The organism is Streptomyces angustmyceticus (assembly GCF_019933235.1).
GTDB classification, from domain to species: Bacteria; Actinomycetota; Actinomycetes; order Streptomycetales; family Streptomycetaceae; genus Streptomyces; species Streptomyces angustmyceticus.
On the sequence record NZ_CP082945.1, the window covers coordinates 3,704,182 to 3,719,152 of the forward strand.

Annotated in this window: 16 protein-coding genes; 8 read left to right on the forward strand and 8 right to left on the reverse strand. The window is 72.3% G+C overall.

Annotation, left to right across the window (positions count from 1 at the left end; translation table 11 throughout):
- Window positions 1-207 precede the first annotated feature (207 nt).
- From nhaA to K7396_RS16615, 4 genes are all read left to right on the forward strand, one after another.
- Window positions 208-1,602, forward strand: coding sequence for a Na+/H+ antiporter NhaA (gene nhaA, locus K7396_RS16600; RefSeq protein WP_086717521.1), 1,395 nt, complete (start codon window positions 208-210; stop codon window positions 1,600-1,602).
- A gap of 44 nt (window positions 1,603-1,646) precedes the next feature.
- The gene (locus tag K7396_RS16605; RefSeq protein WP_086717522.1) at window positions 1,647-2,105 is read left to right on the forward strand and encodes a phage holin family protein; all 459 of its coding nucleotides are present in this window, start codon (window positions 1,647-1,649) and stop codon (window positions 2,103-2,105) included.
- Window positions 2,102-3,037, forward strand: coding sequence for an alpha/beta fold hydrolase (locus tag K7396_RS16610; RefSeq protein WP_086717523.1), 936 nt, complete (start codon window positions 2,102-2,104; stop codon window positions 3,035-3,037). The genes K7396_RS16605 and K7396_RS16610 overlap by 4 nt, the downstream gene beginning before the upstream one ends.
- A 246-nt stretch (window positions 3,038-3,283) precedes the next feature.
- Complete coding sequence (locus K7396_RS16615; RefSeq protein ID WP_086717524.1) at window positions 3,284-3,481, forward strand: hypothetical protein; 198 nt, start codon at window positions 3,284-3,286, stop codon at window positions 3,479-3,481.
- 136 nt (window positions 3,482-3,617) lie between these two features.
- On the opposite strand, the gene K7396_RS16620 is transcribed toward K7396_RS16615, so the two are convergent.
- From K7396_RS16620 to nth, 3 genes are read right to left on the reverse strand one after another with little or no spacing between them, the layout of a single operon-like run.
- Window positions 3,618-4,817 carry a MarP family serine protease gene (locus tag K7396_RS16620; RefSeq protein WP_086717544.1) on the reverse strand — a complete coding sequence of 400 codons (1,200 nt, stop codon included), beginning with the start codon at window positions 4,815-4,817 and terminating at the stop codon, window positions 3,618-3,620.
- 13 nt (window positions 4,818-4,830) lie between these two features.
- Window positions 4,831-5,559, reverse strand: a complete 729-nt coding sequence (locus tag K7396_RS16625; RefSeq protein ID WP_086717525.1) for an NUDIX hydrolase — start codon at window positions 5,557-5,559, stop codon at window positions 4,831-4,833.
- Window positions 5,560-5,613: 54 nt separating this feature from the next.
- On the reverse strand, window positions 5,614-6,711 hold the full coding sequence (gene nth / locus K7396_RS16630; RefSeq protein ID WP_086717545.1) for an endonuclease III: 1,098 nt from the start codon (window positions 6,709-6,711) through the stop codon (window positions 5,614-5,616).
- 440 nt (window positions 6,712-7,151) lie between these two features.
- Here nth and K7396_RS16635 point away from each other — a divergent pair, with 440 nt between their 5' ends.
- Both K7396_RS16635 and K7396_RS16640 read left to right on the forward strand, forming a co-directional pair.
- Complete coding sequence (locus tag K7396_RS16635) at window positions 7,152-7,826, forward strand: Crp/Fnr family transcriptional regulator (protein WP_006604164.1); 675 nt, start codon at window positions 7,152-7,154, stop codon at window positions 7,824-7,826.
- Window positions 7,827-8,042: 216 nt separating this feature from the next.
- Window positions 8,043-8,861, forward strand: a complete 819-nt coding sequence (locus K7396_RS16640) for a nucleotidyltransferase domain-containing protein (protein ID WP_086717526.1) — start codon at window positions 8,043-8,045, stop codon at window positions 8,859-8,861.
- 66 nt (window positions 8,862-8,927) lie between these two features.
- On the opposite strand, the gene K7396_RS16645 is transcribed toward K7396_RS16640, so the two are convergent.
- The 4 genes from K7396_RS16645 to K7396_RS16660 form a co-directional block, all read right to left on the reverse strand.
- Complete coding sequence (locus K7396_RS16645) at window positions 8,928-9,764, reverse strand: MBL fold metallo-hydrolase (protein ID WP_086717527.1); 837 nt, start codon at window positions 9,762-9,764, stop codon at window positions 8,928-8,930.
- Window positions 9,761-10,732 (reverse strand): NUDIX hydrolase, encoded by a 972-nt coding sequence (locus K7396_RS16650; RefSeq protein WP_086717528.1) that lies wholly within the window; start codon window positions 10,730-10,732, stop codon window positions 9,761-9,763. The genes K7396_RS16645 and K7396_RS16650 overlap by 4 nt, the downstream gene beginning before the upstream one ends.
- A gap of 125 nt (window positions 10,733-10,857) precedes the next feature.
- The gene (locus K7396_RS16655; RefSeq protein WP_086717529.1) at window positions 10,858-11,322 is read right to left on the reverse strand and encodes a RidA family protein; all 465 of its coding nucleotides are present in this window, start codon (window positions 11,320-11,322) and stop codon (window positions 10,858-10,860) included.
- Entirely contained in the window at window positions 11,319-11,477 is a 159-nt protein-coding gene (locus K7396_RS16660) for a DUF4177 domain-containing protein (RefSeq protein ID WP_003967454.1), read from the reverse strand. The genes K7396_RS16655 and K7396_RS16660 overlap by 4 nt, the downstream gene beginning before the upstream one ends.
- A 209-nt stretch (window positions 11,478-11,686) precedes the next feature.
- Here K7396_RS16660 and K7396_RS16665 point away from each other — a divergent pair, with 209 nt between their 5' ends.
- Entirely contained in the window at window positions 11,687-12,688 is a 1,002-nt protein-coding gene (locus tag K7396_RS16665; protein WP_086717530.1) for an ArsA family ATPase, read from the forward strand.
- On the forward strand, window positions 12,685-14,133 hold the full coding sequence (locus K7396_RS16670) for an ArsA family ATPase (RefSeq protein ID WP_086717531.1): 1,449 nt from the start codon (window positions 12,685-12,687) through the stop codon (window positions 14,131-14,133). The genes K7396_RS16665 and K7396_RS16670 overlap by 4 nt, the downstream gene beginning before the upstream one ends.
- A 338-nt stretch (window positions 14,134-14,471) precedes the next feature.
- Here the strand turns inward: K7396_RS16670 and K7396_RS16675 are convergent, their stop codons facing one another.
- Window positions 14,472-14,813 carry a WhiB family transcriptional regulator gene (locus K7396_RS16675; RefSeq protein WP_086717532.1) on the reverse strand — a complete coding sequence of 114 codons (342 nt, stop codon included), beginning with the start codon at window positions 14,811-14,813 and terminating at the stop codon, window positions 14,472-14,474.
- Window positions 14,814-14,971: the final 158 nt, after the last annotated feature.

Here is a 14,971-nt window from a genome sequence, read left to right on the forward strand (position 1 = left end):
CGGCATCGCCCGCCCCTGCTCCCCGCTCCTCCAGCAGCCCAACGCCCGATTTGCCCGTAAAGTGGGGCCACCGGATAGCCGCTTGCCCCTGGCCGGTAAAGTGGGAGCTGCGTCAATGACACGCTAAGAAACTCAGGGTGCGCCGGGAAGTCTGGTCGGCAACTGCAACAGCCGTACGCAGCTACCGAGAGGCCCGGAGGTCACCGCGTGAGCGCCCCCACCCACCGCCGCAACCCCTTCCTGGGGCGGATGCCGCTGCCCGAACGCAACTACATCGCGGACGCGCTGCGCACCGAAACCGTCGGCGGCGTCCTCCTGCTCGCCGCCGCCGTAGCCGCTCTGATCTGGGCAAACACCCTGGGCGGCAGCTATGAGGCGGTCCGTGGCTTCCACCTGGGACCGGCCGCGCTGGGCCTGGACCTCTCCGTCCAGCACTGGGCCGCCAACGGGCTGCTCGCGGTCTTCTTCTTCGTCGCCGGCATCGAGCTCAAGCGCGAACTGGTGGCCGGTGAGCTGCGCGACCCCAAGGCCGCCGCACTGCCCGTGATCGCCGCGCTGTGCGGGATGGCGATGCCGGCGGTCGTCTACTTCACCGTCAACAGCGTCGGCGGCGGCTCGCTGCAGGGCTGGGCGGTGCCCACCGCCACCGACATCGCCTTCGCCCTCGCCGTGCTCGCCGTCATCGGCACGTCCCTGCCCGCCGCGCTGCGCGCCTTCCTTCTGACGCTCGCCGTCGTCGACGACCTCTTCGCCATCCTGATCATCGCGGTGTTCTTCACCTCGACGCTCAATTTCCTGGCGCTCGGCCTGGCCGCCGTCGGCCTGGTGATCTTCTATCTGCTGCTGCGCAAGGGCGTCCGGGGCTGGTACGTCTACGTGCCGCTCGCCCTGGTCATCTGGGCTCTGATGGAGAACAGCGGGGTGCACGCCACCATCGCGGGCGTCGCCATGGGCCTGATGCTGCGCTGCACCCGGCGCGAGGGGGAGACCCGGTCCCCGGGCGAGCACATCGAGCACCTGGTCCGCCCGCTCTCGGCCGGCTTCGCCGTGCCGCTGTTCGCCCTCTTCTCCGCGGGCGTGTCCATATCCGGCGGCGCGGTCCACGACGTGTTCACCCGGCCGGAGACGCTGGGGGTCGTCCTCGGCCTGGTGGTGGGCAAGACGCTCGGCATCTTCGGCGGCACCTGGCTGGCCGCCCGCTTCACCAAGGCCGAACTCAACCCCGACCTCGCCTGGCCGGATGTTTTCGCCGTCGCCTCCCTGGCCGGCATCGGCTTCACCGTCTCGCTGCTCATCGGCGAACTCGCCTTCTCCGGCAACGCGGTGCTGACCGACGAGATCAAGGCATCGGTACTGATCGGCTCGCTGCTGGCGGCCGTCTTCGCGGGCATCCTGCTCAAGCTCCGCAATGCCGAGTACAAGAAGCTGTGCGAGGAAGAAGAGCGGGACGAGGACCAGGACGGCATCCCCGACATCTACGAACTCGACAACCCCGAATACCACCTGCGGATGGCGGCGATCCACGAAGCGAAGGCCGCGGAACACCGGCGGCTTGCCGAAGTGGCCTCCAGCAGGCATGCCGGAGACGATGGTCCGGCATGATCTGAGAGGCTTTGCATCCGGGTGAAGAGAAGAGGGAGACGGCGATGAGCGCAGCCGACGACGGCACGGAACGCAGCCTCGGACAGCTGGTGGCCACGGCCACCGCCGAGATGTCCGCGCTGGTGCACGACGAGATCGCGCTGGCCAAGGCGGAGTTCCGCCAGGACGCCAAGCGGGCCGGCATCGGCAGTGCCGCGTTCATGGTCGCGGGCGCGCTGGCGCTGTTCGCACTGCCGGTGCTGAGCTTCGCGGCGGCCTACGGCATCCACAACCTCGGCCTCGGGCTCGCCTGGTCCTTCCTGATCGTCGGCGGCGCCTTCCTGGTGCTCGCCGGTCTGCTGGCGCTCATCGCCATGGCCAAGATCAAGAAGATCAAGAAGCCGGAGAAGTCCATCACCTCGGCCAAGGAGACCGCGGCCGTGCTCCAGAAGGCCAAGCCGCACCCGCGCCTGGCCCCGGTGGAACACCCGGCGCTGGAGTCTGTGACACGCTCATCGGTATGACAGCCCCTGACAGCACCGCCTCGGTCGTACGGATCGACATCCCCGGTGGGACGGTGTCGCACCGTGACGTCGCGGCCAACGGCGCCCGCTTCCACATCGCGGAGATGGGCGAGGGCCCGCTGGTGCTGCTGCTGCACGGCTTTCCGCAGTTCTGGTGGACCTGGCGGCACCAGCTCCCCGCGCTGGCCGAGGCCGGCTTCCGCGCGGTGGCGATGGACCTGCGGGGCGTCGGCGGCAGCGACCGCACCCCCCGCGGCTACGACCCGGCGAACCTCGCCCTGGACGTCACCGGCGTCATCCGGTCCCTGGGTGAGCCGGACGCCGCGCTCGTCGGCCACGACCTGGGCGGCTACCTCGCCTGGACGGCGGCGGTGATGCGGCCCAAGCTGGTGCGCCGGCTGGCCGTGTCCTCGATGCCGCACCCGCGGCGCTGGCGCTCGGCGATGCTCGCCGACGTCCGGCAGAGCGCCCGCAGTTCGCACATCTGGAACTTCCAGCGGCCCTGGCTGCCCGAGCGCCGGCTGACGGCGGACGACGCGGCGCTGGTGGGCCGGATGATCCGCGACTGGTCCGGGCCCCGGCTGCCGGAGGACGAGGCGATCGCGGTCTACCAGCGGGCGATGAGCATCCCGTCGACGGCGCACTGCTCGATCGAGCCGTACCGCTGGATGGTGCGGTCGCTGGCGCGCCCCGACGGCATCCAGTTCAACCGACGGATGAAGATGCCCGTACGGGTCCCGACCCTGCATCTGCACGGCTCGCTCGACCCGGTGATGCGCACCCGCAGCGCGGCCGGCTCCGGCCAGTACGTCGAGGCGCCCTACCGTTGGCGGCTGTTCGACGGGCTGGGCCACTTCCCGCACGAGGAGGACCCGGTGGCGTTCTCCACGGAACTCATCAACTGGCTCAAGGACCCGGAACCGGACCGCTGAGCGGCCGCGCGCCGCAGCAGCGGGCCCCGGGCAACGCGAGCCCGGGGTCCGGCCGTTGGACGGGGCGCGCGCACCGGCTTCCCGGCGCGTCCGCACCCCACCGGGCGCGCGGCCCGGTCCGCCCGCCGGGCACACCCGCCCGGCAACCGAACGCACGTATGACGAGCGGCCACTTGCCCGGCGCATAGGCCAATTGGCGGTCCCCGAGGCGGTTACGGACCTTGGGGCCCGGGCAGAGTCGAAAGTATGGGCTGGACGCACGACTACCGTGACGTGGCACGCAACCGCCGCAGCAGTGCCGCTGTAGTGGGTACTCAGGACAGGGGAACCCCGGACCTCGGATCCGGCGCCTCCCCCGACCCGGCGCACCCCATGGGCATCCCTCACATCCTGCGCCGCAGAGCGCGCTGGATGAGCGCGCGGCTACGCCATCCGCGTACCTGATCCCACGGCTTCCACACCCGACGCCCGGCTGCCAGCCGGGCGCGCGGAGCCCGTCTCCCGCGCCCGACACGCCCCACGGCGTGCGCCCGGCGGCCGATGACCGCCGGGGCCGCCCCGGGGCGGTGCCGACCGGGACCTAGATGGCGCAGCCCTGGCTGTCGACCTGCTGCCGGGCGGTACGTCCCTGGAGGACGTCCTGGCGGACCTCGTCGGCGGTCAGCGCGTAGCCGGTGTGCGAGTCGTCCAGCGATTTCGCGAAGACGACGCCGTAGACCTTGCCCTGCGGGGTGAGCAGCGGGCCGCCGGAGTTGCCCTGACGGACCGTGGCGTAGAGGGAGTAGACATCGCGGCCGACCGTGCCGCGGTGGTAGATGTCCGGGCCGTTGGCCTGGATACGGCCGCGGATACGGGCGGAGCGGACGTCGTAGCCGCCGTTCTCCGGGAAGCCGGCGACGATGGCGTTGTTGCCGCTGCTCGCGTCCCCGCCGGCGAACTTCAGCGCCGGCGCCTCCAGCGCGGGGACCTCCAGGACCGCGATGTCGCGCCGCCAGTCGTAGATCACGACCTTGGCGTCGTACGTGCGGCCCTCGCCGCCCACCTGGACGGTCGGCTCGCGGACGCCGCCGACCACATGGGCGTTGGTCATCACGCGGTGCCGGCCGAAGACGAAGCCGGTGCCTTCGAGGACCTTGCCGCAGCCGGGGGCCGTGCCGACGACCTTGACGATGCTGCGCCGCGCCTGCGCCGCCACCGGGCTGGTGGCCAGCCGGGGGTCGGGCGCGGGCACGTCGTGGATCGGCTCGTTGGAGAACGGCGTGAAGACCTGCGGGAAGCCGTTCTGCGCGAGGACCGAGGAGAAGTCGGCGAACCAGGTGCTCGCCTGCTGGGGCATCACCCGGGACACCCCGAGGAGCACCTTGGAGTTCCGGACCTCCTTGCCGAGCGTGGGCAGGGAGGTACCGGCCAGCGCCGACCCGATCAGCCAGGCGACCAGCAGCATCGCCAGCACGTTGACCAGCGCGCCGCCGGTCGCGTCCAGGGCTCTCGCCGGTGACCAGGTGATGTGGCGGCGCAGCTTGTTGCCCCAGTGGGTGGTGAGCGCCTGGCCCACGGACGCGCACACGATCACGATGGCGACCGCCGCGACGGCCGCGAAGGTGCCGGGTGTCGCCTCTCCGGTGATCTCGTTCCAGATCACGGGCAGCAGGTAGACCGCGATCAGGCCGCCCCCGAGGAAGCCGATCACGGACAGGATGCCGACGACAAAGCCTTGCCGATAGCCGATGATCGCGAACCAAACGGCTGCGACCAGTAGCAAGATGTCCAGGACGTTCACGCCGGACACCGTCTCACGAGCGCCAGTCCAGTGGGACCGCCTTGTCACGGTCCCACGGAATCTCCCACCCGCAGTAGTGCAGGATCCGGTCGATCACTCCGGCCGTAAAGCCCCAGACCAGGGCGTTCTCGACAAGGAACGCGGGCCCGGTGTGGCCGCTGGGATGGCGCGTCGTCACACGATGGGCCGGATCCGTGAGATCCGCCACGGGAACCGTGAAGACCCGGGCGGTCTCCGCCTGGTCGACCGCGCCGACCGGGCTCGGCCGGCGCCACCACCCCAGGACGGGTGTCACCACGAAGCCGCTGACGGGGATGTAGAGCCGCGGCAGCACGCCGAAGACCTGCACACCCGACGGGTCGAGGCCGGTCTCCTCCTCGGCCTCGCGCAGCGCCGCCCGCACCGGACCCGGCCCGTCCGGATCGCCGTCCTCCGGGTCGAGGGCGCCGCCGGGGAAGGAGGGCTGGCCGGCGTGCGAGCGCAGGGTCCCGGCGCGCTCCATCAGGAGCAGCTCGGGGCCGCGCGCGCCGTGGCCGAAGAGGATCAGCACGGCGGACTGCCGCCCGCCGCTCTCGGGCGGCAGGAAGCGGCTGAGCTGGCGCGGTTCGATCGTGGCGGCCGCGCGGGCCACCGGGGCCAGCCACTCGGGCAGGCCGTCGGCCGTGACCGTGGCGTCCCAGCCGGACGCCGCGCCGCGGACGTCCGCGTCGTCGCCGTACCGCTGCTCCCGTGCACTCCTCATACGCGCCCCCTCAGGACCTGGCTTCGATCGTCTGTCACCTCTGGGCGGGTGCCCTCATGGAGCGGCCACCTGAGGCGCCATCGGGGGCGCGGGCTGCCCCGGATAGTCGGCCGGCGGCTTCAACCGCTGCCCGGGCTGGCCGCCCAGCTCGTACTTCAGCAGCTTCCTGGCCTTCTCCGGGTCCGTCTCGCCCTCGCCGTACGCGGGGCACAGCGGGGCGATGGGGCAGGCGCCGCAGGCGGGCTTGCGGGAGTGGCAGACGCGGCGGCCGTGGAAGACCACGCGGTGCGAGAGCATCGTCCACTCGCTCTTGGGGAAGATCTCGGCGACGTCCGCCTCGACCTTCTCGGCGTCCTCCGCGGTGGTCCAGCCGAAACGGCGGGCGAGGCGGCCGAAGTGGGTGTCGACGGTGATGCCGGGGACGCCGAAGGCGTTGCCCAGCACGACATTGGCGGTCTTGCGGCCGACCCCGGGGAGGGTGACGAGGTCCTCCAGGCGGCCCGGCACCTCGCCGCCGAAGCGGTCGCGCAGCGCGGCCGACAGCCCGAGCAGCGACTTCGCCTTGGCCCGGAAGAAGCCGGTCGGCCGGATCAGCTCCTCCAGCCGCTCCGGGTCCATCGCGGCCATGTCCTCGGGCGTCGGGCAGACCGCGAAGAGACGCGGGGTCGTCTGGTTGACCCTCAGGTCGGTGGTCTGCGCGGACAGGACCGTGGCGACCAGCAGCTCGAAGGAGTTGGTGAAGTCCAGCTCGGGGTGGGCGTACGGGTAGAGCTCGGCCAGCTCGCGGTTGATCCGGCGGGCCCGCCGCACCATGGCGACCCGCGATTCGGGCTTGCGCGCGGGGGCCTTCTTCGCCGGGGCCTTCCCGGCGGCCGCCTCGGCAGTCGCCTTCGCGGCGGTTTTCGTGGCGGTCTTCTTGGCGGTCTTCTTGGCGGGGGCGGTCTTGGTGGCCGCCTTCTTGGCCGTCGCCGTCTTCTTGGCGGCCGCCTTCTTCGGGGCGGCCTTCTCGGCGGCCGCGGCCGTCTTCTTCGTCGTGGCCTTCTTCGCCGTGGCCTTCGTGGCGACGGCTTTCCGGGCGGTGGCCTTCTTCGTGACGGCCTTCTGTGCCGCGGCCTTCGTGGCCGCCGCCGGCTTCTGCGGGGTTTCGTTCACGGCGGCCTTCTTCCCTGCCGAGGTCCTGCCTACCGGGGTCTTCTTCACGGAGGTCTGCGCGGTGTCCTGCGCCGCCGGCCGCGACGCGCCGGACCTGCGGACGGCCCGCTCCGGGCCGGACGTCACCCCGGGGAGCGATTTGCCGCGTTTGCCGGGATCCGGCATGCGGCCGGACGGCTGTTCGCCCACAGCGGAATCACGCCCTGCGCTCACCCTTCCGGCCCCCCACTCCTCTGCTCCCACCGGCGTATTGGACACTCGGCCAGACTAAGGCCAGCCACTGACATCCGGCTTGATCACTATGATTCGTGACCCCAATCGGCCCCCTGCCTTATGGCGGACGGCACCGGTCCGGCAAACTTGTGATTGATCGCACTGTTTTGCATTCCGGCATGATGGGGACCACAGTCCCCCGGAGCATGTCGACAAGGAGAGATCTCGTGGACGACGTTCTGCGGCGCGCACCGCTCTTCGCGGCGCTCGATGACGAGCAGGCGGCCGAGCTGCGCGCCTCGATGGGAGAGGTCACGCTCGCCCGCGGCGACGCCCTGTTCCACGAAGGGGACCCCGGCGACCGCCTGTACGTGGTCACCGAGGGCAAGGTGAAGCTGCACCGCACTTCCCCGGACGGCCGGGAGAACATGCTCGCCGTCCTCGGCCCCGGAGAGCTGATCGGTGAGCTCTCGCTCTTCGACCCGGGCCCGCGTACGGCCACGGCCTCCGCGCTCACCGAGGTCAAGCTCCTCGGCCTGGGCCACGGCGACCTCCAGCCCTGGCTGAACGCCCGCCCCGAGGTGGCCACGGCCCTGCTGCGCGCGGTCGCCCGCCGGCTGCGCAAGACCAACGACCAGATGTCCGACCTGGTCTTCTCGGACGTCCCGGGCCGCGTGGCCCGCGCCCTGCTCGACCTGTCGCGCCGCTTCGGCGTGCAGTCCGAGGAAGGCATCCACGTCGTCCACGACCTGACGCAGGAGGAGCTGGCCCAGCTGGTGGGCGCCTCCCGCGAGACGGTCAACAAGGCGCTCGCGGACTTCGCGGGCCGCGGCTGGCTGCGCCTGGAGGCGCGCGCCGTGATCCTGCTGGACGTCGAGCGGCTGGCCAAGCGCTCGCGCTGACCTCTCGCAGACCTGCTGGAAGGGCCCCGCTCCGGCGGGGCCCTTCCGCATGCTGCCCCATGGGGCCGTGGAACCACCGATGCCTCCTCGGAGCCGCAGGCCGCCTCCCCGCGGGCCCAGCATCCGGCCTGGTGGCCCCGGGGCCACCGGCTCCCCCGTGTGCCCCGCCCCGAAATCGGGTCGCCGTGCCTCCCGCCCCCTCGCCATAGTGGCGCCATGACGCGCGGCAGAGGACTGGACCGGGACGGCTGCTTCGTGCGGGAAGGCTCCCTGGACCGCGTGTCCGCGCCGTTCGCGCCCGTCGTGGCGGAGTTCCGCGCCCGGACCGGCGCGCACTTCGGCCCCGGCCGCCTGCACAGCAGCTACCTCTTCGGCAGCGTCCCGCGGGGCACCGCCGTCCCCGGGGTCTCCGACCTCGATGCGCTGATCGCCCTGCGGGACGGGCCCACCGATGCCGACCACGCAGCGGTCCGCGCCGTCGAGCACGACCTGGATACCGCGTTCTGGCAGGTCAACGGCGTGGGGATCCTGTTGTTCGGCGTGGACCGGCTGCGCGGCGAGCGGGAGCGGTACGACCTCGGATGGTTCGTGGCCTGCCTGTGCACCCCGCTCGGCGGCCCGGACCTCGCCGCCGAGCTGCCCCGTTACCGCCCCACCTCGCTCCTGGCCCGCGAGACCAACGGGGACCTCTTCCGCAGCCTGCCCGGTCTGCGCGAGCGCGCCGCCACGGCCACTACGGAGGCCGAGCGCACCCGGCTGACCCGGGGCGTGGCGCGACGCCTGGTACGCACCGGGTTCACCCTGGTCATGCCGCGCTGGGGCGGCTGGACGAGCGATCTCGACGAGTCCGCCGAGGTGTTCGCCCGCTACTACCCGGCGCACGCCGAGCAGATGCGCGCCGCGGCCCGCGCCGCCCGGGCGCCCGCCGCTTACCCGGAGCTGCTGGACGCGCTGCTCACCGGCCTCGGCCCCTGGCTGGCCGACGAATACCTGGCCGTCCACGGGGCGAAGGCGGCACCGCCGGGGGCGGGCTGACGGCACCTCTCAGGCGGCCAGGTGCCCGTCCGCGCCCCGGGGGCCCGGATCCCCGCCGCCGAGCCCTCAGCCCTCGATCAGCCCGTGTTCCCCCAGGTAGTCCAGCTGTGCCCGCACCGACAGCTCGGCGGCCGGCCACAACGAGCGGTCGACATCGGCGTAGACGTGCGCGACGACCTCGGCGGGTGAGCGGTGGCCGGCCTCGACCGCGGTCTCCACCTGGGCGAGCCGGTGCGCGCGGTGCGCCAGATAGAACTCCACCGCCCCCTGGGCGTCGTTCAGCACCGGTCCGTGTCCCGGCAGGACCGTGGTCACCCCGTCGTCGACCGTCAGGGAGCGCAGCCGGCGCAGCGAGTCCAGGTAGTCGCCGAGGCGCCCGTCGGGGTGCGCGACGACGGTGGTGCCGCGCCCGAGGATCGTGTCGCCGGTGAGGACGGCGCGGTCGGCCGGGAGGTGGAAGGAGAGCGAGTCGGCGGTGTGGCCCGGTGTGGGCACCACACGCAGTTCCAGGCCGCCGGTGGTGATGACGTCGCCCGCTTCGAGACCCTCGTCGCCCAGGCGCAGCGCCGGGTCCAGGGCCCGTACGGCCGAACGGGTCAGCTCGGCGAAGCGGGCGGCGCCGTCGGAGTGGTCGGGGTGACCGTGGGTCAGCAGGGTCAGCCCGATGCGCTTGCCGGCCCGTTCGGCGGTCTCGATGACGGCCCGCAGATGGCCTTCGTCGAGCGGCCCGGGGTCGATGACCACGGCGAGGTCGGAGTCCGGTTCGGCGACGATCCAGGTGTTGGTGCCGTCCAGGGTCATCGGCGACGGGTTCGGCGCCAGGACACAGCGGGCCCGTGCGCTCGCCTGTCCGGCGATCACTCCGCCGCGCGGCCGGCCGGGGAGGGCGGATGCGTCGGTCATGCGGGGGTCCCTCCCGAGGGGCCGTGGGTGCCCGCGTCGCCGTCCCCGGGGGCGGCGGTGCCGGACGGGGCGATGTGCTTGGTGAACTCGTCGTGTCCCGGCCAGCTCAGCTCGATCTCGCCGCCCACGACGCGGGCCTGCGCCAGTACCGGCGTCAGGTTCTGGGCCTCCGCGGCGCCCAGCGCGTCCGCGGCGGTGGCGTACGGCTGGAGGGAGCGCAGGGTCGCGATGGTCGGCGGCATCATCAGCAGCTCACCGCGGTCGTAGCCGGCCGCTGCCTCCTCCGGCCGGATCCACACCGCGAGGTCCGCCTCGCTGGAGGCACCGGGGGCCTCGCCCGCACCGGGGCTCGCCTCCGGCCCCTGGGGAAGGGTGTGCTGGCCCTCGGGGAGCGCCGCGACGAAGAACCAGGTGTCGTAGCGCCGCGGCTCGAACTCGGGGGTGATCCAGCGCGCCCAGGCGCCGAGCAGGTCGGCGCGCAGGACCAGGCCGCGGCGGGCCAGGAAGTCGGCGAAGGACAGCTCGTGGGCGACCAGGGCCGCGCGGTCGGCCTCCCAGTCCGCACCGGTGGTGTCCGTGACGACGGTCTCGGCGGAGGTGCCGGCGAGCAGCACGCCCGTCTCCTCGAACGTCTCGCGGACCGCGGCGCAGACGATGGTCTGCGCGGTGGCCGGGTCGACGCCCATACGGACCGCCCACTGGGCGCGCGAGGGGCCGGCCCAGGCGATCGGGCGCTCGTCACGCGGATCGACGGAGCCGCCCGGATAGGCGTACGCGCCGCCGGCGAAGGCCATGGAGGTACGTCTGCGCAGCATGTGGACGGTGGGGCCGCCGGAGGCGGAGTCCCGCAGCAGCAGGACGGTGGCGGCCCGCCGGGGCTCGGCGGGGGTCAGCTCGCCGTTCGCGAGCGCCCGGATGCGGTCCGGCCACTCCGGTGGGTACCACTGGCCGTTGGTCGTGGACGACATGGCCGGATGCTATGCGCTCGCGCGCTGATGTTCGAGGGCGTCTTCCGCGCCGGAGGGCCCCTGCTGACGAGGGGCCCTCCGGCACACGGCACGCGCCCGGGGGCTTCGGAGCCCCTGCGGGACGGCTATTCGGCGATCTCGACCTGGATCTCGACCTCGACCGGGGCGTCCAGCGGCAGCACCGCCACGCCCACGGCGGACCGGGCGTGCACGCCCTTGTCACCGAGGATCTCGCCCAGCAGCTCGCTGGCGCCGTTGAGGACGCCCGGCTGGCCGGTGAAGTCCGGCGCGGAGGCCACGAAACCGACGACCTTCACGACCCGCTGGATCTTGTCGAGGTCGCCGACCACGGACTTCACGGCGGCCAGCGCGTTGAGCGCACAGGTCGCGGCGAGCTCCTTGGCCTGCTCGGCGCCGACCTCGGCACCGACCTTGCCGGTGACCGGCAGCGCGCCGTCCACCATCGGCAGCTGGCCGGAGGTGTACACATAGGCGCCGGAGCGCACCGCGGGCTGGTAGGTGGCCAGCGGCGGCACGACCTGCGGCAGCTTCAGCCCGAGCGCCGCGATCTTGTCCTCCGCCGCGCTCACGCCTTCTCCCGCTTCAGGTAGGCCACCAGCTGCTCGGGGTTGTTCGGGCCCGGCACGACCTGGACGAGCTCCCAGCCGTCCTCGCCCCAGGTGTCCAGAATCTGCTTCGTCGCGTGCACGAGGAGCGGCACGGTCGCGTATTCCCACTTGGTCATGGGGCGAGCGTAATGCCTGTCCACGGCGGCTGCGGACGCCGTCCGCCGCGGGCCGCCCCACCCTGTCCGGTGCGGCGTTCCGCGGCGCTCCCGGCAGACCCCTACGGAGCATCCCCGACCTTTCCCTGAGGGATCGCGGGCGGATTCTCCGGGACCTCCCAGCCGTATCCCGTGCGTAGCCGGGACGCGAACTGGTTAGGCTCCTTTGCGTGAGCAGGCTCCATGTCGTCAGCGGCAAGGGCGGCACCGGCAAGACCACGGTCGCCGCCGCCCTCGCCCTGGCCCTGGCCACCGAGGGGCGCCGTACCCTCCTGGTCGAGGTCGAGGGCCGGCAGGGCATTGCCCAATTGTTCGAAACGGAAGCGCTTCCCTACGAGGAGCGCAAGATCGCGGTGGGTCCGGCATCGGAGGGCGGCGGAAGACGGTCGGGCGGTGAGGTCCACGCCCTCGCCATCGACGCCGAACGCGCCCTTCTGGACTACCTCCAGATGTTCTACAAACTCGGCAGCGCCGGCCGGGCGCTGAAGAAGCTCGGCGCCATCGACTTCGCCACGACCATCGCGCCGGGCCTGCGGGACGTCCTGCTGACCGGCAAGGCGTGCGAGGCGGTCCGCCGCAAGGACAAGAACGGGAAGTTCGTCTACGACGCGGTCGTGATGGACGCCCCGCCGACGGGCCGCATCACCCGCTTCCTGAACGTCAACGACGAGGTCGCGGGCCTCGCGAAGATCGGCCCGATCCACAATCAGGCGCAGGCCGTGATGCGGGTCCTCAAGTCGCCCGAGACCGCGGTGCACCTGGTCACGCTCCTGGAGGAGATGCCGGTCCAGGAGACCGCGGACGGCGTCGCCGAGCTGCGCGCCGCCGGCATCCCGGTGGGCGGCGTCGTCATCAACATGACCCGCCCGGCCCTGCTGGACAACGGCGACCTCGACATCGCCGCCCGTGGCGCGCGTACGGGCGTCGCCAAGGCGCTCTCCGAAGCCGGTCTCGGCGGCGCCCGCCGCGGCGGCCTGGCGGACCGTCTGATCGACCCCCTGCTGGAGCAGGCGCGCGAGCACGCCGAGCGGGTCGAGCTGGAGCGCGCCGAATACGCCGAACTCTCCGCCCTCGGCCTGCCCACCTACGAGTTGGAGCTGCTCCCCGAGGGAGTGGACCTCGCCGGGCTCTACCACCTGGCGAGAGACCTGCGGAAACAGGGGCCCATATGACCTCGGACAACACGACGCTGGACGCCTCGGCCCCGCGGCTCGAGGTCGACGCGCTGATCGACGACCCGCACACCCGCATCGTGGTGTGCTGCGGCTCGGGCGGCGTCGGCAAGACCACGACCGCCGCGGCCCTGGGCGTACGCGCCGCCGAACGCGGCCGCAAGGTCGTCGTGCTGACCATCGACCCGGCCAGGCGGCTGGCCCAGTCCATGGGGATCTCCGAGCTCGACAACGTCCCGCGCCAGGTCAAGGACGTCGACGAGCGCGCGGGCGGCGAACTCCACGCGATGATGCTGGACATGAAGCGCACCTTCGACGAGATCGTCGAGGGCCACGCGGACGCCGACCGGGCCCGCGCCATCCTGGAGAACCCCTTCTACCAGTCCCTGTCTGCCGGTTTCGCGGGCACACAGGAGTACATGGCCATGGAGAAGCTCGGCCAGCTCCGCGCGAGCGACGAGTGGGACCTGATCATCGTCGACACCCCGCCGAGCCGCTCCGCACTCGACTTCCTGGACGCGCCCAAGCGCCTCGGGTCCTTCCTGGACGGCAAGTTCATCCGGGTGCTGATGGCGCCCGCGAAGGTCGGCGGCCGGGCCGGCATGAAGTTCCTCAACGTCGGCATGTCGATGATGACCGGCACCCTCAGCAAGCTCATGGGCGGCCAACTCCTGCGCGACGTGCAGACGTTCGTGGCCGCGATGGACACCATGTTCGGCGGCTTCCGCACCCGCGCCGACGCCACCTACCGCCTGCTGCAGGCGCCCGGTACGGCGTTCCTCGTGGTGGCCGCGCCGGAGCGGGACGCGCTGCGCGAGGCGGCGTACTTCGTCGAGCGGCTGGCCGCCGAGCAGATGCCGCTGGCCGGCCTGGTGCTGAACCGGGTGCACGGCAGCGGCGCCGCCCAACTGAGCGCCGAGCGCGCCCTGGCGGCGGCGGAGGCCCTGACGGACCGCATGGCGGAGGACGCCCGCGCGGACGGCGCCGCGGCCCCCGAGGCGGACACCGGGGACGCCCCGGCGGCAGCGGACGACCCCGCCCCCGGCTCGGCCGTGGAGGCCGACCGGGCTCCCGGCCGCGCAGAAAATAATCTTGAAACCACCGGCATTGTGGATCTCGGCGCCGGGAAGGCTGGACCACGTACCGCCGGCAGCCTCTCCCCCGCTGCCGCGGCGGAGCAGGAAACACCCACGTCAGCCTCGGCGGCGCAACTCGCCGCCGGGCTGCTACGGCTGCACGCGGAACGCATGCAGGTCCTCGCGCGCGAACGCCGCACGCGGGACCGCTTCACCGCGCTGCACCCCGAGGTTCCGGTGACAGAGGTCGCCGCGCTGCCCGGCGATGTCCATGACCTCGCGGGGCTGCGTGCCATCGGCGACCGCCTGGCGCTGAACCCCACCGACGCCGACGACCCCACGGCATCCGACCAGGGCTCCAACGGCTGAGCCGTACGCACGACCGGCCCAGCCACCCACGGTGCCACGCACCCCGGCGCCCGGCCACACTCACGAACCGCCGCTCACGCTCCGGCACCCGGCACGTCCACCCGTCACCGCCACACGCAGGCGCGTGGCACGGCACCTCACAGCCCGAGCCCGGCACGCCGGGCAACAAGACGCCCGCACACCTCGCCCACCCCCTTGGCACCCCAATTCCCGGGTGCCTCAAGGACACTGATGGCACGTCACCACTCAACGATCAGAACGCGCCACCAGCCGAACCTTCCCGGCCGAATTCTCCGGCCGGACCTGCGGGCCACGGGCAGGAGCCCGTGACTCCCCTCCTATCCGACCGCGGCGAACACGTCGAAGACGCCCTCCTCACAGTCCAGCGGCAGGATGCCCGTGCTGCGCTCGTACTCCGTGCGCGCGGTCTCCAGCAGCCGGCGCCATGACGTCACCGTCGGGCGGCGACGCAGCAGCGCCCTCCGCTCGCGCTCGGTCATCCCGCCCCACACGCCGAACTCCACCCGGTTGTCCAGGGCATCAGCCAGGCATTCCGTACGTACCGGACATCCGGTACACACTGCCTTGGCGCGGTTCTGCGCCGCCCCTTGTACGAACAGTTCATCCGGATCGGTAGTGCGGCAGGCGGCCTGTGCACTCCAGTCGGTTACCCAGCTCATGCTGGCGCCGTCCTCTCCCGAATCGAGGCTCCCCCACGGCGGCAAGCGGCATATTCACCGTTGCCAGTTGAGGACGTTACGGAAGGCAGGCAGGGCGCAACACCCCCTTCGGGCCCAATCTTGAATGGCCCGAACGGACTATGCGTATGCGGCAGATC

Coding starts and splice junctions, on each gene's coding strand:
- K7396_RS16605 (WP_086717522.1), top strand. CDS start 1,647: ATGAGCGCAGCCGACGACGGCACGGAACGCAGCCTCGGACAGCTGGTG.
- K7396_RS16610 (WP_086717523.1), top strand. CDS start 2,102: ATGACAGCCCCTGACAGCACCGCCTCGGTCGTACGGATCGACATCCCC.
- K7396_RS16615 (WP_086717524.1), top strand. CDS start 3,284: ATGGGCTGGACGCACGACTACCGTGACGTGGCACGCAACCGCCGCAGC.
- K7396_RS16625 (WP_086717525.1), bottom strand. CDS start 5,559: ATGAGGAGTGCACGGGAGCAGCGGTACGGCGACGACGCGGACGTCCGC.
- K7396_RS16640 (WP_086717526.1), top strand. CDS start 8,043: ATGACGCGCGGCAGAGGACTGGACCGGGACGGCTGCTTCGTGCGGGAA.
- K7396_RS16645 (WP_086717527.1), bottom strand. CDS start 9,764: ATGACCGACGCATCCGCCCTCCCCGGCCGGCCGCGCGGCGGAGTGATC.
- K7396_RS16650 (WP_086717528.1), bottom strand. CDS start 10,732: ATGTCGTCCACGACCAACGGCCAGTGGTACCCACCGGAGTGGCCGGAC.
- K7396_RS16660 (WP_003967454.1), bottom strand. CDS start 11,477: ATGACCAAGTGGGAATACGCGACCGTGCCGCTCCTCGTGCACGCGACG.
- K7396_RS16670 (WP_086717531.1), top strand. CDS start 12,685: ATGACCTCGGACAACACGACGCTGGACGCCTCGGCCCCGCGGCTCGAG.
- K7396_RS16675 (WP_086717532.1), bottom strand. CDS start 14,813: ATGAGCTGGGTAACCGACTGGAGTGCACAGGCCGCCTGCCGCACTACC.